The sequence below is a fragment of the Nostoc sp. ATCC 53789 genome (genome assembly GCF_009873495.1).
GTDB classification, from domain to species: Bacteria; Cyanobacteriota; Cyanobacteriia; order Cyanobacteriales; family Nostocaceae; genus Nostoc; species Nostoc muscorum_A.
Window position 1 is genome coordinate 115,931 of sequence record NZ_CP046704.1, and the last position, 17,411, is coordinate 133,341.

15 protein-coding genes and 1 pseudogene are annotated in these 17,411 nt (G+C 41.8%); 6 read left to right on the plus strand and 10 right to left on the minus strand.

Going from position 1 to position 17,411, the window contains the following annotated elements; translation table 11 throughout:
• Positions 1 to 40 precede the first annotated feature (40 nt).
• Together GJB62_RS30745 and GJB62_RS30750 are read right to left on the minus strand one after the other, a co-directional pair.
• Positions 41 to 364, minus strand: coding sequence for a hypothetical protein (locus tag GJB62_RS30745; RefSeq protein ID WP_114085929.1), 324 nt, complete (start codon positions 362 to 364; stop codon positions 41 to 43).
• Between the two features lie 133 nt (positions 365 to 497).
• Positions 498 to 677 (minus strand): hypothetical protein, encoded by a 180-nt coding sequence (locus GJB62_RS30750; protein ID WP_114085921.1) that lies wholly within the window; start codon positions 675 to 677, stop codon positions 498 to 500.
• Between the two features lie 177 nt (positions 678 to 854).
• Between GJB62_RS30750 and GJB62_RS30755 the strand changes: the two genes are divergently transcribed.
• Both GJB62_RS30755 and GJB62_RS30760 read left to right on the plus strand, forming a co-directional pair.
• Positions 855 to 1,712, plus strand: coding sequence for a nucleotidyltransferase domain-containing protein (locus GJB62_RS30755; RefSeq protein ID WP_114085922.1), 858 nt, complete (start codon positions 855 to 857; stop codon positions 1,710 to 1,712).
• A gap of 153 nt (positions 1,713 to 1,865) precedes the next feature.
• A complete protein-coding gene (locus GJB62_RS30760) occupies positions 1,866 to 2,387 on the plus strand; it encodes a hypothetical protein (RefSeq protein ID WP_114085923.1) in 522 nt (173 codons plus the stop codon).
• Between the two features lie 151 nt (positions 2,388 to 2,538).
• Here the strand turns inward: GJB62_RS30760 and GJB62_RS30765 are convergent, their stop codons facing one another.
• Positions 2,539 to 2,895 (minus strand): CRISPR-associated endonuclease Cas1, encoded by a 357-nt coding sequence (locus tag GJB62_RS30765; protein ID WP_245246263.1) that lies wholly within the window; start codon positions 2,893 to 2,895, stop codon positions 2,539 to 2,541.
• Between GJB62_RS30765 and GJB62_RS36770 the strand changes: the two genes are divergently transcribed.
• The gene (locus GJB62_RS36770) at positions 2,894 to 3,061 is read left to right on the plus strand and encodes a hypothetical protein (protein ID WP_159402501.1); all 168 of its coding nucleotides are present in this window, start codon (positions 2,894 to 2,896) and stop codon (positions 3,059 to 3,061) included. The genes GJB62_RS30765 and GJB62_RS36770 overlap by 2 nt on opposite strands.
• A 118-nt stretch (positions 3,062 to 3,179) precedes the next feature.
• On the opposite strand, the gene GJB62_RS30770 is transcribed toward GJB62_RS36770, so the two are convergent.
• The 3 genes from GJB62_RS30770 to GJB62_RS30775 form a co-directional block, all read right to left on the minus strand.
• Entirely contained in the window at positions 3,180 to 3,404 is a 225-nt protein-coding gene (locus tag GJB62_RS30770; protein WP_147262600.1) for a hypothetical protein, read from the minus strand.
• A gap of 90 nt (positions 3,405 to 3,494) precedes the next feature.
• Positions 3,495 to 3,995 carry an ATP-binding protein gene (locus tag GJB62_RS37690; protein WP_245246250.1) on the minus strand — a complete coding sequence of 167 codons (501 nt, stop codon included), beginning with the start codon at positions 3,993 to 3,995 and terminating at the stop codon, positions 3,495 to 3,497.
• Entirely contained in the window at positions 3,970 to 6,192 is a 2,223-nt protein-coding gene (locus GJB62_RS30775; protein WP_245246251.1) for a PAS domain S-box protein, read from the minus strand. Before GJB62_RS30775 ends, GJB62_RS37690 begins: the two co-directional genes overlap by 26 nt.
• Before the next feature lie 342 nt (positions 6,193 to 6,534).
• Here GJB62_RS30775 and GJB62_RS30780 point away from each other — a divergent pair.
• Positions 6,535 to 7,440, plus strand: a pseudogene (locus tag GJB62_RS30780) (transposase); the annotation flags it as partial.
• A 255-nt stretch (positions 7,441 to 7,695) separates the two neighbouring features.
• Here GJB62_RS30780 and GJB62_RS30785 read toward each other — a convergent pair.
• Both GJB62_RS30785 and GJB62_RS37200 read right to left on the minus strand, forming a co-directional pair.
• Positions 7,696 to 10,071 carry a PAS domain-containing sensor histidine kinase gene (locus tag GJB62_RS30785; RefSeq protein WP_114085926.1) on the minus strand — a complete coding sequence of 792 codons (2,376 nt, stop codon included), beginning with the start codon at positions 10,069 to 10,071 and terminating at the stop codon, positions 7,696 to 7,698.
• Positions 10,072 to 11,258: 1,187 nt separating this feature from the next.
• Complete coding sequence (locus GJB62_RS37200; RefSeq protein WP_181852949.1) at positions 11,259 to 11,561, minus strand: hypothetical protein; 303 nt, start codon at positions 11,559 to 11,561, stop codon at positions 11,259 to 11,261.
• Positions 11,562 to 11,582: 21 nt separating this feature from the next.
• Between GJB62_RS37200 and GJB62_RS36775 the strand changes: the two genes are divergently transcribed.
• On the plus strand, positions 11,583 to 11,735 hold the full coding sequence (locus GJB62_RS36775) for a hypothetical protein (protein WP_167756030.1): 153 nt from the start codon (positions 11,583 to 11,585) through the stop codon (positions 11,733 to 11,735).
• A gap of 10 nt (positions 11,736 to 11,745) precedes the next feature.
• Here GJB62_RS36775 and GJB62_RS30795 read toward each other — a convergent pair whose 3' ends face one another.
• Both GJB62_RS30795 and GJB62_RS30800 read right to left on the minus strand, forming a co-directional pair.
• Complete coding sequence (locus GJB62_RS30795) at positions 11,746 to 13,971, minus strand: cadherin-like domain-containing protein (protein WP_114085927.1); 2,226 nt, start codon at positions 13,969 to 13,971, stop codon at positions 11,746 to 11,748.
• Between the two features lies 1 nt (position 13,972).
• Positions 13,973 to 16,084: a TIGR03032 family protein gene (locus GJB62_RS30800; RefSeq protein ID WP_114085928.1), complete on the minus strand. Its 2,112-nt coding sequence runs from the start codon at positions 16,082 to 16,084 to the stop codon at positions 13,973 to 13,975.
• 508 nt (positions 16,085 to 16,592) lie between these two features.
• Between GJB62_RS30800 and GJB62_RS30805 the strand changes: the two genes are divergently transcribed.
• Positions 16,593 to 16,736 (plus strand): hypothetical protein, encoded by a 144-nt coding sequence (locus tag GJB62_RS30805; RefSeq protein ID WP_159402628.1) that lies wholly within the window; start codon positions 16,593 to 16,595, stop codon positions 16,734 to 16,736.
• Positions 16,737 to 17,411: the final 675 nt, after the last annotated feature.

Below are 17,411 nucleotides of genomic sequence, written 5' to 3' on the forward strand. Positions count from 1 at the left end.
AACATGAAAGGCTTTGGGTTCAACACAACAATCTTTTATTTTAAGTAATCCATATCAGATTAACTTTGTCCCCTTTCATCCCCATACGTACTATAAATTCATGCCCATCATCAGCAAAACTCAGCTTCCACAAATATGTCTGAGTTTCTCCTTGTTTGAGATCACCGAAATAAGTGGTTGTATAACCTTCAGACATACGAGGAATTAGTGGAGAGCTAACTTGGTCAAAAATTTCTTTGGTAATATCCGTTCTGTAGTCTGAATCACCAACTGTGAGAAAAAGGTCGTAATTTCCCGTAGCCGTGGCATCCAAAATAGTTTGCAAACGATTAATCACGTTTTCAGGGGGATTTGTTGAATTCATAATCATGCTCTTATGTTTGGTGTGGCCAGGTGTACTAAGCTTTCACCCCAAAATTCAAATTTTTTGCATCAAGCCAAAATTATTACAAAACTTTGCATTATTCGTTTTTAACGCATCACACTTGTTACTCATTCTAATGAACCAACACCCCATCCACAATCGCAATTCCCCATTGCGGAAACTTCGCTAGCAACTTCTTGATCACAATTTGCAAAGCCGGGTCATCATTCCAACACTCTCGCAAAAAATCAAACCCCGGATTGTCGCCAGAATTCGCCGCTCGATTTAGTTTTTCCCTTCTTAAAGGTCGCATATTTGACCTCGCTACAATCGCCTCATGTGACCATTTCTCAGGACTGGTAACAGGCGCGGCTCAGAAATTATACTTTTATAATGGCAGTGAGTCCAAACGAATCAATCGCATTATAAATTTAAGTAGCGATGCCTTTAAAATATAAAATGACAGCGATAGTAATGTAACAATCGCTCTATGAATCAGGAATCGCCTCAATTCATCAACCATATTGTTTCAAGTTTGCGGTCAATTGAGGGAATTACAGCTATCTCATTGGGCGGTTCACGGGCACGGGGCAACCACACCAATAAGTCAGATGTAGATTTGGGAATTTATTATAATTCAGAAAACCCGCCCGATTTAATTGCTCTAAATCGCCTTGCCTCTGAGCTTGATGATAACCATCGGGTAAATTTGATTACTGTGATTGGTGGATGGGGAAAGTGGATTAATGGCGGCGGTTGGCTACAAGTTCAAGGTATAGGTGTAGATTTTCTCTATCGTGATTTGGCGAAGGTCAATCGTGTGATTGATGATTGCCATGCTGGACAAATTACTATTGATTATCAACCAGGACATCCTCATGGTTTTGTATCCTCGATTTATATGGGCGAAATTGCTATTTGTCAGGTACTTTACGACCCAGATGGTGTTTTAGAAGCTTTGAAGCTCAAAACAAAGCCTTATCCAGTTAGGCTCAAACACGCAACTATTGACACTTTCGCCTGGGAAATCAGTTTCTCGTTGGTGGTTGCAAAAAAAGCGATTGCACGCGATGATGTTGTTTACGCAGCAGGTTGTTGTTTCCGCAGTGTGGCGTGTATGAATCAGGTTTTATTCGCCCTCAATGAAGATTACCTGTTGAATGAAAAGGGAGCGGTGGCAATCGCAAGTACATTTGCTATTTGCCCTACTGACTATCAACAACGGGTTGAGCAAGCGATCGCACTTTTAGCTGCTTCTTCAAAATCGATAGCTGAGGCGATTGCGATTCTTGAGGCGATTGAGGATGATTTGAGTCAATGGTATGGAAATCGGCGATTATCAATGTAATTTTATGGCAATTGAGTTATTCAAGTTCAGGTAGCCAAATTTCTGCGATGCCGAATAGCCCGTTGTAGACATCGCTACTTGTCCCCACATCAATACTTCCCACGCTAAATGCTAAATTTTATTTAGCCATCCAGCAGGAGTTTTCTTTTTCTTATGTGGTTCTGGTCTGCCGATTCAGTAGAACAAGAATTATTTGATTTGTACGCTCCAGCCCTGCGATCGCTCGGCGTAAATTTTAATGACGAGCAACTCCAAGACACTCTAGAAGCAGCAAGCTATGGTTTAGAAGATGCTTTCAGGAGCGCGATTGTTTATATGCTTTGGCTCGAAGAAAATCTGAAGCCGATCTACCCGACTGCGATATTAATCGAGGCACTGGCAAATCAATGGCGCACCAAGTACTGGAAACCGGAGTATTTGGAACTTGAACAGTTGCTCTCACCCGGAAAGCGCTGGTGGAGGGCAGCAGTGGATAAGTGGGGTTACGACGAGCGTAATCAACTGGTTGCAGACATATTTTATGACAACGGGCAAGAATTTATTAAGTTCCGAAATGGGAAAGAAATTCTAGTTGACACTGCTTATAAGTGGGGATGGGAGCGAGTCGCAGATTATGCGTCCCCATTTTCAGAAAGTAATTCGTCGCTTGGCAGTATCAATGCAAGGGAATCTTGATCTACTGCATTAGTAGATAAGCACCGTCAAGCAGCAATCGCTTTAGCTGCACGCTATTCTGAGACAGTGTGATTTTTAATGTTGGTAGAGACTGCTTGACGTTTAGAGTTTGTGAGAGTTAGAGCTATCGTCTGATCTAAATAATCCTTAATTATTTTAAGTCAGGAGAGTAATATGCTTGAATCTGTCCTTGTAAATACAAGATTAATTGTTTTCCTTGGATGTAAAACAGGTCTTCATAAGTACATTTGATTTTGATCTGGGGGTAGCTAATTTCCGTAGCCATCTTGACTTGGTAAGCACGGGTAATTGCTTGGGCTGCAACGAGCGGCAGTGTGTTTTCATCCCAGCATTTACTAAAATCCTTCGGTGTGACATAGCCACGATTCAAAACAGTCTTCACGCAGGCGATCGCTAAGATTTGGAATTTTGTAGTTAGATCGGTCATTAGTCCCTTGGTTTGGTGATGGGTTTGATGCCAGTAACCAAGATTAGGGTTTAGCCGAATGGCACTAAGAAAAGCTGAAACCTCGTCAGGGCATGGTGTGGGAGGTGTGGGAGGTGTGGGAGGCGTGGGAGGATGGGGAAGAAGTCTTACCCCCCACACTCCCCACACTTCCCCCACTCCCCACACTCAAAAAGCAAGTTATATCAGGGCTTTGCGATTAACTTAGTGCCATTCGGGTTTAGCCCTACTGAGAAAATAGCATTTTTGATTGATTCTTCCAAAAGCTTCTCGCTAAAGTCAAGCATCCGGCAAACAGGGGAATTATCATGCCGCGAAGTAAATCTTCAATTCGGGTTTATGCACTGGGGAAGCATACGATAAAATATCAGCATTGCCTGCCCAATTAACCCTTGCAATGAGGCAATAGAATCATGGTTTGTAATGCAATTACTAAGATGTAAAATATCTTTGGAAGCTTGACTAATTTCTACAGCACCATCATGCCCAGAGCGTTGTAGAAACCGCCAGAGGCGACCCCAAGCTGCACCTTGCATAATCTTGATTCTCATGGCATCGCTATCGCATTTTTAGAGATTCAAAGTCTAAAACAATGAAAGTAAAGTTGCCAGAATTTTTCTGATTGGCTTATTCAATCCTGTTTAAATTGGAATTTCAATCCAAAACTCTGTGCCTTTCCCTGGTTCTGATAAGCAATTCAAAATTCCACCATGTTTTTCTACTACAATTTGGTAGCTAATTGACAGTCCTAGCCCTGTTCCCTTACCCACCTGTTTTGTTGTGAAAAAGGGATCAAATAACCGTTTTCTAACGTCTTCCTCCATCCCTAATCCGTTATCAGCAATTCGGATTACAACAAGTTTTTTATCTAAAATTTCAGTGCGAATTATAATTTGTGGTTGTTTATCAGTTGTTTTTAAATTGCTCATTGATTCTTCTAAAGCATCGATTGCATTAGTCAAAACATTCATAAATACTTGATTAAGCTGCCCAGGATAACAATCAAGTAAGGGTAAATCTCCATACTCTTTAACAATAGATATATCCAATCCAATACTATTGTTTTTCCAGCGATGATGCAAAATCAATAGTGTATTTTCGATTCCTTCATGAATGTCAACTAGTTTTTTTTTCTGCTTCATCGTGACGGGAAAAGTTCCGCAATCCTAGAACAATTTCACGGATACGATTAGTACCCATATTCATTGAATACAGAAGTTTAGAAAGGTCATCAGTAATAAATCCTAGATCAATTTTTTCAGCAAAATCGTGAATTTCTGCCTGGGGGTTAGGATAGTGTTGCTGATAAAGGTGCAATAGGGTTAACATCTCTTGAAAGTATTCGTTAGCATAAGTTAAGTTGCCGTGAATAAAGTTAACTGGATTGTTAATTTCATGGGCAACTCCAGCTACTAATTGTCCTAAACTGGACATTTTTTCATTCTGGATCAGTTGAGATTGAGTTTGCTGCAATTTATGCAAGGTTTCAGTGAGTTTTGTGGCTTGAGTTTGAGCAGCTAAGGTAGCAGAGCGACTTTGGGTATAAAGCTGTGCATGATCGATGGCGATCGCTAGTTGATCGCAAACAGCTTGTAGCAGGCTAATTTCACTGTTAGTCCAAATGCGATCGCCACTGCAATGACTACACACAATTGCCCCAATCTCTCCGGAATTACTTTTAACTGGTAGCAGTAATTGAGATGTAATGCCAAACTCAATTAAAAATTCTTGGATATCATAATTAAGATATGAATTGCTATTAACATTGTCGATACAAATTAGCTCTTGAGAAAGAAGTATTTTTGTTAAAAAAGTATTTTTTTGCAGTGAAAGGCTGCCTAACATCGTTGGTAAGTTAAGATTTCGTGCTTCATAGGTAATAGTCAAGCTTGGTTGAGATGGGTGCGGTAAGTAACAAAGAAAGTAGCAACGATCAATTTGTAATAAGCTGCGAATTTCATTAACAGCAGTTTCTAGGATCATATCTAGGTTAAGAGAACTGCGGATTTGACTAGCTAGACGCAGTAATAAGGCTTCCCGACGACTGAGGAGTTCTTCTCGTGCCAAGATGCGGTCAATAGCCACAGCAATATTGTTGGCGATCCAATTTAATAAATTATGAGTTGCCTCGGTAAATAACTGCTTGCTAAATAAAGCTATTATACCGATTAATTGCTGCTCTACTATCAATGGATAAGCAGAAAATCGAACAATTGAAAATGTAGAATCAAGAAGGTTTTCTGAGTTATTAATTGATAGTTCTTCATTAAAGATAGCTTGATGGTTCTGATTCATTAAGCCAATGATATTATTAGCTAAAACCATGTGATTTGGAAAATCTTGGGTATCGCTCAAAGCACTACAAGCGGCATTTGTACAATGAACACCAGCCTGCAATTGTAGCTGGTTTGTCTGTCTTTCAGATGTCCAGATACAAACAAAGGCTATATCAAGATGTTGGCAAATAGCATTTGTACAGTTTTGCAGAATTTCTGGAAGTGTGCCACTTTGAGATAAAGCTAAACTGACTTCTGCACTCAAAACTGACAAGCGTGATCGCTCCAATAAAGCTAACTCTGAAAGCTTGCGCTGTGTAATATCTGTACGAATAGACACATATTGATAGGATTTTCCATTTGGGATCAACATTGGCGCAATCAAAGTATCTACCCAATAAAAACTGCCATCCTTGGCTTTATTTTTAATTTCTCCTTTCCATATTTTTCCTTGAACAATAGTTTTCCATAAAATTGCAAAAAATTCTTTTGTATGATGTCCAGAATTGATAATACGATGATCTTGCCCTAAAAGTTCTTCTCTAGAATATTTAGAAATTTCACAAAATTGGTTATTAACATAAGTTATTCTTCCACTACTATCAGTTATAGCTACCAGTGAATGGGCATTTAAGGCAAATTTAAAAGCTTCTAGCTCTTGGATAGACTTTTGTAACTCTATCTCATTCTGTTTATTAAGAGTAATGTCACGAGCTACTGCATAAATCAAGTTTTCTTCACTGAAGCCAGTTGCATTCCACGATAGCCATTTGTAAGAACCATCCCGACAAAGATACCGATTTTCAAAGCTGATTGCATCTACAGATTGTGTAATTTTTTGGGCTGCAATTATAGTGGATTCACGGTCTTCACAGTGAACAAATTCGATAAAGGGTTTGCTAATAAGTTCTTCATCTGACCAACCTAATGTTTGTGTCCATTTTGGGTTTAAATACTTAAAATAACCGTCAAAGTTAGCAATACACAATAAATCTATAGAAAGTGAGAAAAATCGAGAGTATTTTTCTTCAGATTGGTTGTACCCAGATTCTACTAATTTCATCAGATATTTTGGTATAAATCTTTTTTGTTAAAGGTAAAATAAGTTAATGTATTTTTCACAAATTTAATAACTGTCTTAATAGGATATTATCGAGCTAAAAACTGTTTAATATTCAGCTCCTAAAAAGCCTGTTTAATTTACGAGTAAATACGTAATCAACTTAATAGTAAAGGCAATAACTGTCTACTAGTTTTTACTGAAAAAGCTAGTTTTAACTTAATTCCCTACTAAACAAAGGTTTCCCAAAAAAGGTGTAAAGTAAACATTTATATTTTGAATTAGAGATAAGAAGTGTTACGTAAAGGTAGTATCTGTTGCTTAACAGCATCAATTCTTTAAACTGAAGGCAGTTGGGCATTACCACTCAGACATGAACGAATTACGAGTTAGGAAAATCCCATAGATAAGGCTGTATGGCAGCTAAAAAAAGTGTGTCAATATTTACCATCTCGACCAATCACATTATGGGATATCGAATATGGATGTGCGCCATTTGTGATCAAAACTGCCGACATTAAAGCAGATAAACTGATGCGCTTACGTTCCAACTTGTGTTTATGGGGAGAGCCACCACAATAGTTGGGCAGGGGAAAGCCACGAGTACACGGAGATAAGTTTAAACTTAACGATACTACTACCTGGTCTAACCCAGAACAAACAATTAAACAAGGAGATGCCAAACTGGGTAGAGTCAGGATTCGCCTGTGGACAAGAAAGCATTTTCGTCTTTCCCCTGACCATACAATGTTAATCATACTGGTTGAAAGGCTATTTGAAGATGACTCTCCACGAGTGAATAAACCGATGTGGTTGGCTTTTGTGGGTGAACAAATGCCACCTTTATCTGAACTTTGGAAACTCTATTTACGACGCCTTGCGGTTGACCACTGGTATCGGTTGATTAAACAACGCTTGCATTGGACGCTACCAAAGCTCTCTACTCCCCAACAATGCGACCGATGGAGCGACCTCATGCTACTCATGACTTGGGAATTATGGCTGGCTCGTGATATTGTCAATGACAACCCGCTTCCTTGGCAGAAACAGATGACTCAATTTACGCCTGGACGGGTTGCACAAGCGATGCCAGGGATTTTGGTCAGAGTTTCTACTCCATCCATTCCGCCCAAACCACGAGGTAAATCTCCAGGCTGGAAGACCGGACTGTCTCGCCAACGTAGAACTAGCTATCCAATTGTTAAAAAACGTACTTCATCTTCACCTCAAGCCAAGCCAAAATCTGCTTGATTTGTAATTTTTCTACTTTTTTACTTTGCTTCTTCTCAACTCAGCTTCCCTGAGTCATTTTGTGCTTCTTAGTCTAAAGTCCAGAAATTAGATGCTAGCAATAATCCTAGCTTTAAAAAACAAGGAGTTTATTTTTATGTTTCTAAACTATCACTAACTATCTCAAACCCTTATAACTACGTTTTTGCAAAAATATCAAAGTTTTGTCTCAAAGCTTTGAATACTCTGGCTTTGGAGTTTTTGGACAAGTCTAATTCAATCTTGATTTAATAGCAAAGATAAAGTTGTTAACAACTCTGATAATGTAAAGGGTTTCGGTAAAAACGCTTTGATACCAGCGCTAGTAGCCTCAGCTATTTTTTCATTGGTAGCTAGGCCACTCATAGCAATAATTTTGAGATGTGGATTAATTTTTTGTAAAGTGCAAATAGTTATGATGCCATCCATATCAGGCATCATTAAATCTATTAACGCTGCACTAATTTTATTTTTATGTTCAACATATACTGAGATTGCCTCAACACCATTATTAGCACTTAACATTTGATAGTTATAATTTAAAAGCGATGTTTGAATAATTTGTTGAAGCGAGAGTTCATCATCTACAACTAAAACAACCTCTCCATTACCCTTAAGTAGTTCATAATCCTCTGTTAATGGTTGTTGCTGTTGTGTATCTGTGAATGCTGGAAAATATATTTCAAATCTGCTACCTTGACCCACTGAGCTTTCAACATTTATGAATCCGCCATAAGTTTTGACAATTCCCATAACTGTTGACAGCCCTAAACCTGTTCCTTTACCAATTTCTTTAGTTGTAAAAAATGGCTCAAAAATTCGTTCTAATACTTCGGGGGCAATTCCAATACCAGTATCGATAACGGAAACCGTAACATAATAACCAACTTTTGCCTCAAAATACTTTTGAGCAGAGAATTCGTCAATAAACTGATTGGCAGCAGAAATTTTCAAAGAACCGCCATAAGGCATAGCATCACGAGCGTTAATGCACAAATTCATCAGTACTTGTTGTAATTGGGTGGGGTCTGCATAGACAGACCATAAATCTAGAGGGAATTCAGTAGTAAATTCAATTGACTTGGGAAATGTCTGTTGGATAATGTACTGAATTTCAGCGACTATGTGCTTGAGCTGGAAAATGATGCGCTTGCTCGATACACCTTTAGCAAAAGATAATACTTGTTTAATTAAATCAGCCCCACGCTGAACATTAGTATATAACATCTTGAGCAATGGCTGAGTTTGCGGATCAGAAAATTTCTTCTCTAACAATTCTAAGGACATTAATATGGGTGAGAGAAGATTGTTTAGGTCATGAGCGATTCCACTAGCTAATGTTCCAATACTTTCCAATCGTTGAGCGCGGAGAAATTGTTGCTCTAGCAGTTTTTTCTCCGTAATATCAGTGTTAACTATGAGGATAGATTGGGTTTGTCCAAATTGATTTTGTACCAGTGTCCAGCGACTAGCAACAATAATTTCTTTGCCCGTTTTGGTAATTTGCTCTAACTCACCTTGCCAAAAACCATGTTCGATAGTAGCGGCAAGACCTAGATCGAGTTGGGATAACCTTTCTCTATAAAATATTTTATCGGCTTTTTTCCCAAAATTTTCATCTGCTGTCCAACCATACAAATTCTCAGCCCCTTGATTCCAAAAAAGAATATGCTTTTTCAAATCACAGACAAAAATGGCATCGGTAGAAACATCAATTAAGGCAGCCTGTTCGTAAATCTTTTCTTGTGCTTGTTTGCGTTCTGTAATATCTCTTGCTGCCGAGACTCGTACACTTCGTCCTTGATAAATGCTTTGCTTACCCACCACCTCTAATGAAATCAACGAGCCATCTTTTTTTATGCCAGTTATTTCATAAGGCAATTCATATTCATTCTCAATATGATGCACAAAAATTGCTAGCGATTCGGGCGTAAGAAAATCGACTGCTGATTTGCCAATCACTTCCTCTAAAGTATAACCAAGCATTCTAGCAAATCCAGGATTGGCATCAATAATTTTCTCCTGTTCCTGAATAACAATGCCTTCAAACATGGCATCCACCAAAGTCTGAAATCGCATTTCGCTTTCTTCTAATGCCTGTTGTGCTTGTTGGCGTTGTGCAATTTCTAGACGCAGAGATTGGTTAAGATCAGTTAACTCCTGAGTTCTTGCCGCCACTCTAGCTTCCAGTTCCTCCGTTAGCAAACGCAATGCCTCTTGAGCCTGCTTGCGTTCAGTAGTGTCTCTACCAGTATTGATGACTGCCCCAATTTCTCCATCATTTCCCCAGATAGGGGCAACTACGTATTCGTAGTACCTGATACCATTCACTGTTGGGAAACTCATTTCACTTCTAAGAGATTTTCCCATCTGAAATACCCATTTGCGTTGAGCATCATATACTTCCATGATGTCAACCGGAAATCCTAACTCTTGCCAAGTTTTACCTAGCAATTGATCTTGTTGTAATCCTAAAGCTGCTAGTGCTGCTGGACTGGCATAAAGATAGCGTTGCTGGCGATCACTAATATATATATGATCTGTGGAAGCTGCCAAAACTTTATTTATTAGTTCTATCTGTTCTGAAGAAATAGAGTTTTCTTCGCTTTCCATAAGTCTTCCCAAAAGTGCTGCTCGCAAAAATTGTTTTTGAGCAATTTAACCTAATCCAAATAATACCAGTTAGTTATCTTTTGGGCTGAATTAGTTGGGCAGCTTTTAAAACTAATTGTGTTCCATACAAACTTTGCATAGTGATGAGACAGCTGATGCCTCTTTAGAGGCGCGTTGCTTCAGACTATCGATGGTGTGGAAGAAAAGGAGGAGGAGGAGTTACCTGTGGCAATAGACTGCACGATGCGACGAAGAATTGCTGGACACATTATAGCCATTGCTTCACTTTGATAAAAATTCCGGCGTTGCATAAATGCAGGATGATTGGCGGGTGGTGCGATTCGTTCTTGCTCATACCCTTCTAGTCTCTAGAGGGGTATGAGCAAGGTATATTTTGAAAGCCACTTTCAAAATGTATAACTGTTCTATCGATGTAGGTGAGCTAAGTATGCTACAAAAGCAAACCCTACCCTTGAAGAGACAAGTGACTCCCTATCTGCCCACAGTGAATAGACTCGGAATTCTATAGGCTGAAGCTCTCACAGGTGTAGGTATTTAACAAATGTGACTGAAATAGGGTTTTTCCGTTGGTTGAGAACTCAAATGTTAATTTCTGATTTCCCACCCAAGAACGAAATTTCGTTATTTGAACCACGTTTAGAACTCTGTTTGAGAGTGCCCACTCATGCACAAATAAAAAACTACACCTGTCAGGAAGAAATAGCCCCTACCCCCTACATACTTCTTCTTGACCCTCGTAAATTGGCGAAGGTATTGGTTTGATAGACTGATTTTATAACTATTGCTGGTTGTATAAATCTTTCTTACGTTAAATATCCTTACTTAAATAGTAGTATTGCTCTACACTCCCAATACAGTTCGGTTAAGCTCTAAGCGGTATTGAGTATACAAAAAAGAGTGTTTCTAATTTTCCCAATCAAACCACCAAACCCTTATCTAGTAAATCTTTAATGATTTATAGGCTGTTTTTGATTACAATCACTACCTCCTTAAGACTCAACTATCTCCCTATCCAGACACACAATCCCCCACTGCGGAAACTTCACCAATATTTTTTTGATCACAATTTGCAAAGCAGGGTCATCATTCCAGCAGTCTTGCAAGAAGTCAAAACCCGGATTGTCGCCCGAATTCGCCGCTCGATTTAGTTTTTCCCTTCTTACAAGTCACATATTTGACCTTGCAACAATCGCCTCATGCGACCATTTTTCGGCGTTGGTGACAGACGCGGCGGAGCTTTCACCCTCATCAACTGTTTTGATTTCTACACCCGAAACCGAATTTTCAATTAACAACGAAGCGGAATTACTTTGTTCTGCTTGCCCCTGAGTTTGATTTGCGATGGCTACGCCCGCCGCAGGCATCGCAGAATTTAAAGATTTTTCATTTTGGGTGACGGGTGCGGCGGAATAAGTGCCTTCATGACAGTCTTTCCGCTCAACTTCACAATCTTGTTTTTCAGCCGGCAACGAAGTGGGATTACTCTGTGCATGGCTAATTTTTGCAACTTTAATGCAATAAAAGCGCAAGTCGATGCAACAAAGGCACTTTTCGATGCATTAAAGGTGCAAGTCGATGCATTAAAATCGCTCTTTGATGCATCAACCTTGCAGATTCATGCAACTAAAGTGAGCGTTGCATGAACCGAGATGATTAAAGGGTTACGAAATCAGCAGCAGTCAGCGTCGTAGTATTAATACCTGTCAGCGTCGCCAAAATTTCATTCGTGGAAGTCACTTTGATATTGCTAGCTGAGAAACTCAGTTGCCCAAAGCTCAAACCATTGTAAAGTCCGATTAAATCATTGCCCTTAGTGAAATCAGTAATGGTATCAGTACCTTCCCCAGCCGCAAAGGCAAATGTATCATTACCATTGTTACCAGTGAGGGTATCGCTGCTAAGACCACCATAGAGGAGATCGTTGCCATTGCCGCCGTAAAGGCGATCGCTACCGCCACCCCCGTAGAGGGTATCATCGCCATTACCACCGTTGAGGGTATCATTACCCGCGCCGCCATCCATCAGGCCATCGCCATACAAGATGTCGTTACCATTCTCGCCAAAGAGGCTATCATCACCTGCGCCGCCGTAGATGGTATCGTTGCCATTGCCGCCGTTGATGATGTCGTTACCGATGGTGCCAATCAGGTTATCAGCAAAATTAGTGCCAAACAGGTTCAGACCGACAGCCACAGTCACCGTAGCAGTATCATTCAGGCTACCATCGCTGAGGGTGTAGTTAAAGCTGGCATTGCCAAAGAACAGAAGATTTGGTGTAAAGGAAACGAAATCATCTGCGGTGTTGCTGGCTGTGCCGTTATTGTTCAGGACAGCAGTACCGTTGGTAGCATCGCTGACACCAGTGATGCTGAGTCCGGTGCTATCAACATCGCTATCATTTGCCAGTAGGCTACTAACTGCGATGTTGACAGTAGTACCAAAGAATGTGGAAACACTGTCATCAACAGCAACAGGGGCATCATTAACGGGGGTGACAGAGAAACTGCGGGTTTGTCCAGTTAAGGTTGCTGTGCCATCAGTGACATTGTAGGTGAGATTAACTGCACCATTAAAGTTGGCAGTTGGGGTGAAGGTATAAGTCCCATTATTGTTATTTACCAATGCACCGTTAGTCGCAGTTAAGTTGGCAACAGAGAGGGTATCACCATCCAGATCGCTGAATCCTGCTAACAAGTCAGCCGCAGTAATATTAATGGCTGTATCTTCTGGTGTATTGCTTAACGTCGCAGTGGGTGAACCTGTTGGCGCATCGTTAACTGGGGTTACAGAGAAAGTCTGAGTTTGTCCATTTAAGGTTGCTGTGCCATCAGTGACATCGTAGGTCAGATTAACTGCGCCGTTAAAGTTAGCATTTGGAGTGAAGGTATAAGTCCCATTCAAGTTGTCCACCAATGCACCGTTAGTCGCAGTTAAGTTAATAACGGAGAGGGTATCACCATCCAGATCGCTGAATCCTGCTAACAAGTCAGCCGCAGTAATATTAATGGCTGTATCTTCGGCGGTGTTGCTTAACGTGGCTGTGGGTGAACCAGTGGGCGCATTGTTATTCTCGAAGAACACGGTATTGCCGCTAACATTACCCACAAAAGCATCCACGTCCCCATCACCATCGATATCGGCAAAGGTGGGTGAAGAAATATTACCCACACTCGTCAGTCCGAAGGGGTTGGTGGCTTCAAAGGTGAAGATGGGAGTCCCGGCATTTCCAGTGTTGCGGTAGAACTTGGCAGTGGTCGTGAAAGTACCCACAAAAGCATCCAAGTCCCCATCGTTATCGATATCGGCAAAGGCGGGTGAAGCTACAAACTCATTCGCCAGTCCGAAGGGGTTAGTGCCTTCAAGGGTGAAATTGGGAGCAGCAGTAGTTCCAGTGTTGCGGTAGAAGCTGATACCGTTGTTCTGACTACCCACAAAAACATCCAAGTCTCCATCGTTATCGATATCGGCAAAGGTGGGTTTAGCAGAAAGTCCCACATTCGTCAGTCCGAAGGGATTGGTGGCTTCAAAGGTGAAGCTGGGAGCAGCCGAAGTTCCAGTGTTGCGGTAGAACCGGGTATTGCCATCACCACTACCCACAAAAGCATCCAAGTCCCCATCGCTATCGATATCGGCAAAGGTGGGGTCAGCAACGTTCCCTACATTCGTCAGTCCGAAGGGATTGTTGGCTTCAAAGGTGAAGCTGGGAGCAGCAGTAGTTCCAGTGTTGCGGTAGAACGCGGTATTGCCGTAAAAATTCCCCACAAAAGCATCCAAGTCTCCATCGCCATCGATATCGGCTAAGGTGGGTTTAGAAGAAAGTGTTACACCCGTCAGTCCGAAGGGGTTGGTAATTGGGTCCTTAAAATTAGGGTCAGCCATGTTAGTTTTCTCTTGATTCAAATGTAGGGTTAATCAACTTACTCGTTTGCCGCACTTCCCCTACCCCAGTTAAATAGGGAGTCAGGTGTCGTTCGACAAACTTCAACAAACGCGGATAACGGTGAGAAACCGAACCCGTGAGGTAGGGAACACCACTGTCAACTTGACGACGAATCGCTTCTGCTAACAGCCAAACCCCTCGCCCCCGCTTCTCAAATGCTTGTGCAATTGAAAAAGTGGTGTAGCGAATTGTGTCAGGTGCCACCCGATGGGTTAATACCCAACCAATTACCTCCCCCCGATAGCGCAATCCCAAGCTATTTAGGGGTTCTAAGCGGTGTGCCTCGACATTAGGTGGCAGGGATAAACCGGCATCTAACCAAGGAAACACCTCAAAGGCTGGAGGTAGGGGATACTTGTTTAACCAAGGGGCTTGGGCAATTTTTTCTGTAGCGGTTTTGCCAAGCACCAAGTTAATTTGGGGTGGTTGCCAATGTAGCTTTTGCAGTAGCGGTTCTAAAGCGACATTGGTAAGTGTACTGGTTGAATAGCTGAGGGTGATTTCAATACATCCCTGTTGGGCTAATTCTTGTTCTAAATAGGCGACTAACTTTGTGCCAATTCCTTGACTACGGTATTCGGGTAAGACAAATAAGGAGATGATTTCGGCTTGTTGGGGGTTTAAACGTTCGCTGATGGCAAAGCCAACTATTGCACCGTCTACCGAAGCAGAAAGCCCAGTTAATTCGCCTTGGGGCGGTTGAGTTTGCCAGCGTTTTTGCAGGCTCGGATAGGTGAGGTGATTGTATTCGAGGGCGTTGCTGCTGTTGAGGTGATACACCCGTTGGTAACGGATTTGATTCCCGCTTGAAAAGGCTGCCTCACTATTAGTCTTCGGATTACCCCACCCTAACCCTCCCCTTGTAAAGGGGAGGGAACTAGATTGTCTGGTTTCCCCCCAATCTTCGGGGGGATTAAGGGGGGTAATTTGTTGTGTGGGTAAACCAGCGACGGGGGGGGTTGCACCTAAACTGGGACGTTTGGCGGTGGGTTTGGTGGTGACAATGCCGCCACTGTTGGGAAATCTGACTAGGCGCTGAATTTCGTCTGACTGTAAACCAATTGCTTGGGGTTGTAGCACCCCAGGCAGAACTACAACATCAAATAGTTCTTCAATTACTCCCTGAAAATATAGCCAGTGCAGGGCTGTGCCTGTCTGCAAGTCAATTACCATTAAGCCACACTGGGGGCGATTTCCTTGGGAACTTAAGCGGTTTTCTAGGGTTAATCCGGTAAAAGTCTGGGAACGTAGTTGAGATAGTCCCACAAAGGCGAAGTTTTGCCAAAAGGCTAATCCACGCACAAATCCAGGGCAGAAGGTGATGGGATGGAATTGACGCTTTTCGATGTAGCCTAATTCCCCGGTTCCAGAATTAAGTAACCATAATTTCCCCTGATACCAACGGGGAGAATGGGGCATGGATAAGCCTGTGGCGATGATTTCATTTTGGGCAACGTCGATGACGACTCCCCCATCATGGCGATGATTACGCCACCCGGCAGCTGTATCTGTGGTACTACAGGCAGTGACATAAGCGGGTTTGCCCTCTACCATTGCTAACCCATTGAGATGACAACGATCTTCGGCGACGAGTTTGGAGATGAAGGGCGGTTGCCATAAGGGGACAAAGTTGTAGTCTGGGCTGAGGGTGGCTAAACAACTAAAGTCGGTATTGACAAAAATCACTTTTCCAGCATCGTCTAAGACTACTTCATGGGCGTTGACATCGCCTGTGGTGTAAGCGGTGCGGGGGACATAGAGGTGATCTGCTTCCTTGTACTTTTCGCCATTCCCCAAGAAGTTATCAAAATGCCAGAGTTGGTAGCGGGTAGTCATGTAGAGGCTTTTGCCTGCTAGATATAGCCCCATTGGTTTGTCGAATAGTCTTTCGTTGAGCTTGAGCTGTCCGTTCGCTTGGCTACTAACGAAAAAAAGGCGGTTGGTTTGATAGGTTGTGAATGCCAAGCTGAGATTTTGCTGGCATAGCCAAGAGCCGAATTGCTCAGAAGCGTTGATTTCTAGTCCACTAGGGGCAGAAACAGGGGTTTGCATTGGTTATTGGGTTAAAGGAGACTAATTAGTTTTGATTTGTTATCCTGAAACGTTGAATGCTCCCACAGGCGCGACATTATGCGACTTTATTTGATAAAGAATTAGCATTGAGGTTAAGGGTGGGCTACGCCAACGTCTCTACTCCATAAAGACTTGCACTAAAACTGCCATCCCCATTACCCAAAAGCAGCGAGAGATTGGAGGAACCGGAGTTCCCAGTCCAAAATGCACCACTCCAGCATGGTTGTGAAATTATGTTTTGTCAGAATCGAGAGTGAGCGCTTTTGACACAGATGTCAATGCCTGCTGTTTGTTATCCAAGCTGCATAGCAGTTAAATCAAGTAAGTGCCATGCACGGGCATTGTCTGGACATTGTTGTAATACTTGCTGACATCGGGAAGATGCTTCAGTCAACCTGACTGGGCAAGTTGGACAGCCTGATTGAGCTTGCTGCGATCAGGAATATGAGCCATATAAATTTCCGTCCATGTTTAGTTGCTGATGGGAATGGCACTAAGAAAAGCTGAAACTTCGTCAGGGCAGGGTGTGGGAGGTGTGGGAGGTGTGGGAGGATGGGGAAGAAGTCTTACCCCCCACACTCCCCACACTCCCCACACTCAAAAGCCAGTTAAATCATGGGTTTGCGCTTAACAAGCGTGCCATTCGTTGCTGATGGTGAGATGTTTTGCTCTTGTAATTTTTTCCTAGCTCATATCACGTCCGCTTAATTAGTTAAACCGCATCTCCCTTGAAAACCGTAGTTTTTTGGAATTAGGTTAAAGCTTACAACTCAAGCCACAACCGAATAATACACTCTCCTTAAAAACTCCAGGTTTCAAAATAGACGTGGTTTATAATTTCCGTAATCTATGCAGAAACTGGAAAACCCTCTTTACCCCTACTAGAAGGCCCCTTGTGATCTTTGGCTTGTTAATTAAGGGCGATTGCACAGAAACTATCACCTATACTTCTAAATGATGTTTATTTGCTTGCAATCACGCACACAAAAAATATATCCTTTCTAGCTTGATTAGGCAATATCTATATCTATTAAGTTAAATTACTTATTTTTGAAAATAAATTATACTTTTTTTCCTGTTCCTACTTTTCCTACTTTTCCTACTTTTAGGACTTTTATTTCTTAGTAAACCTAAATTAGCAGTATATTATTTTACAGAAAACCTGATGTAATAAAATCATCATTTCTAGAGCGATGGCGGAACGCCCACCATAGGTGATCGCCAGTTTCCTTGTAGTGTCACTTCTGCACTGGAAACCGCCGCATCATCTTCTGCAACGCCACCGCCTTACCCAAGGCGCGTATAC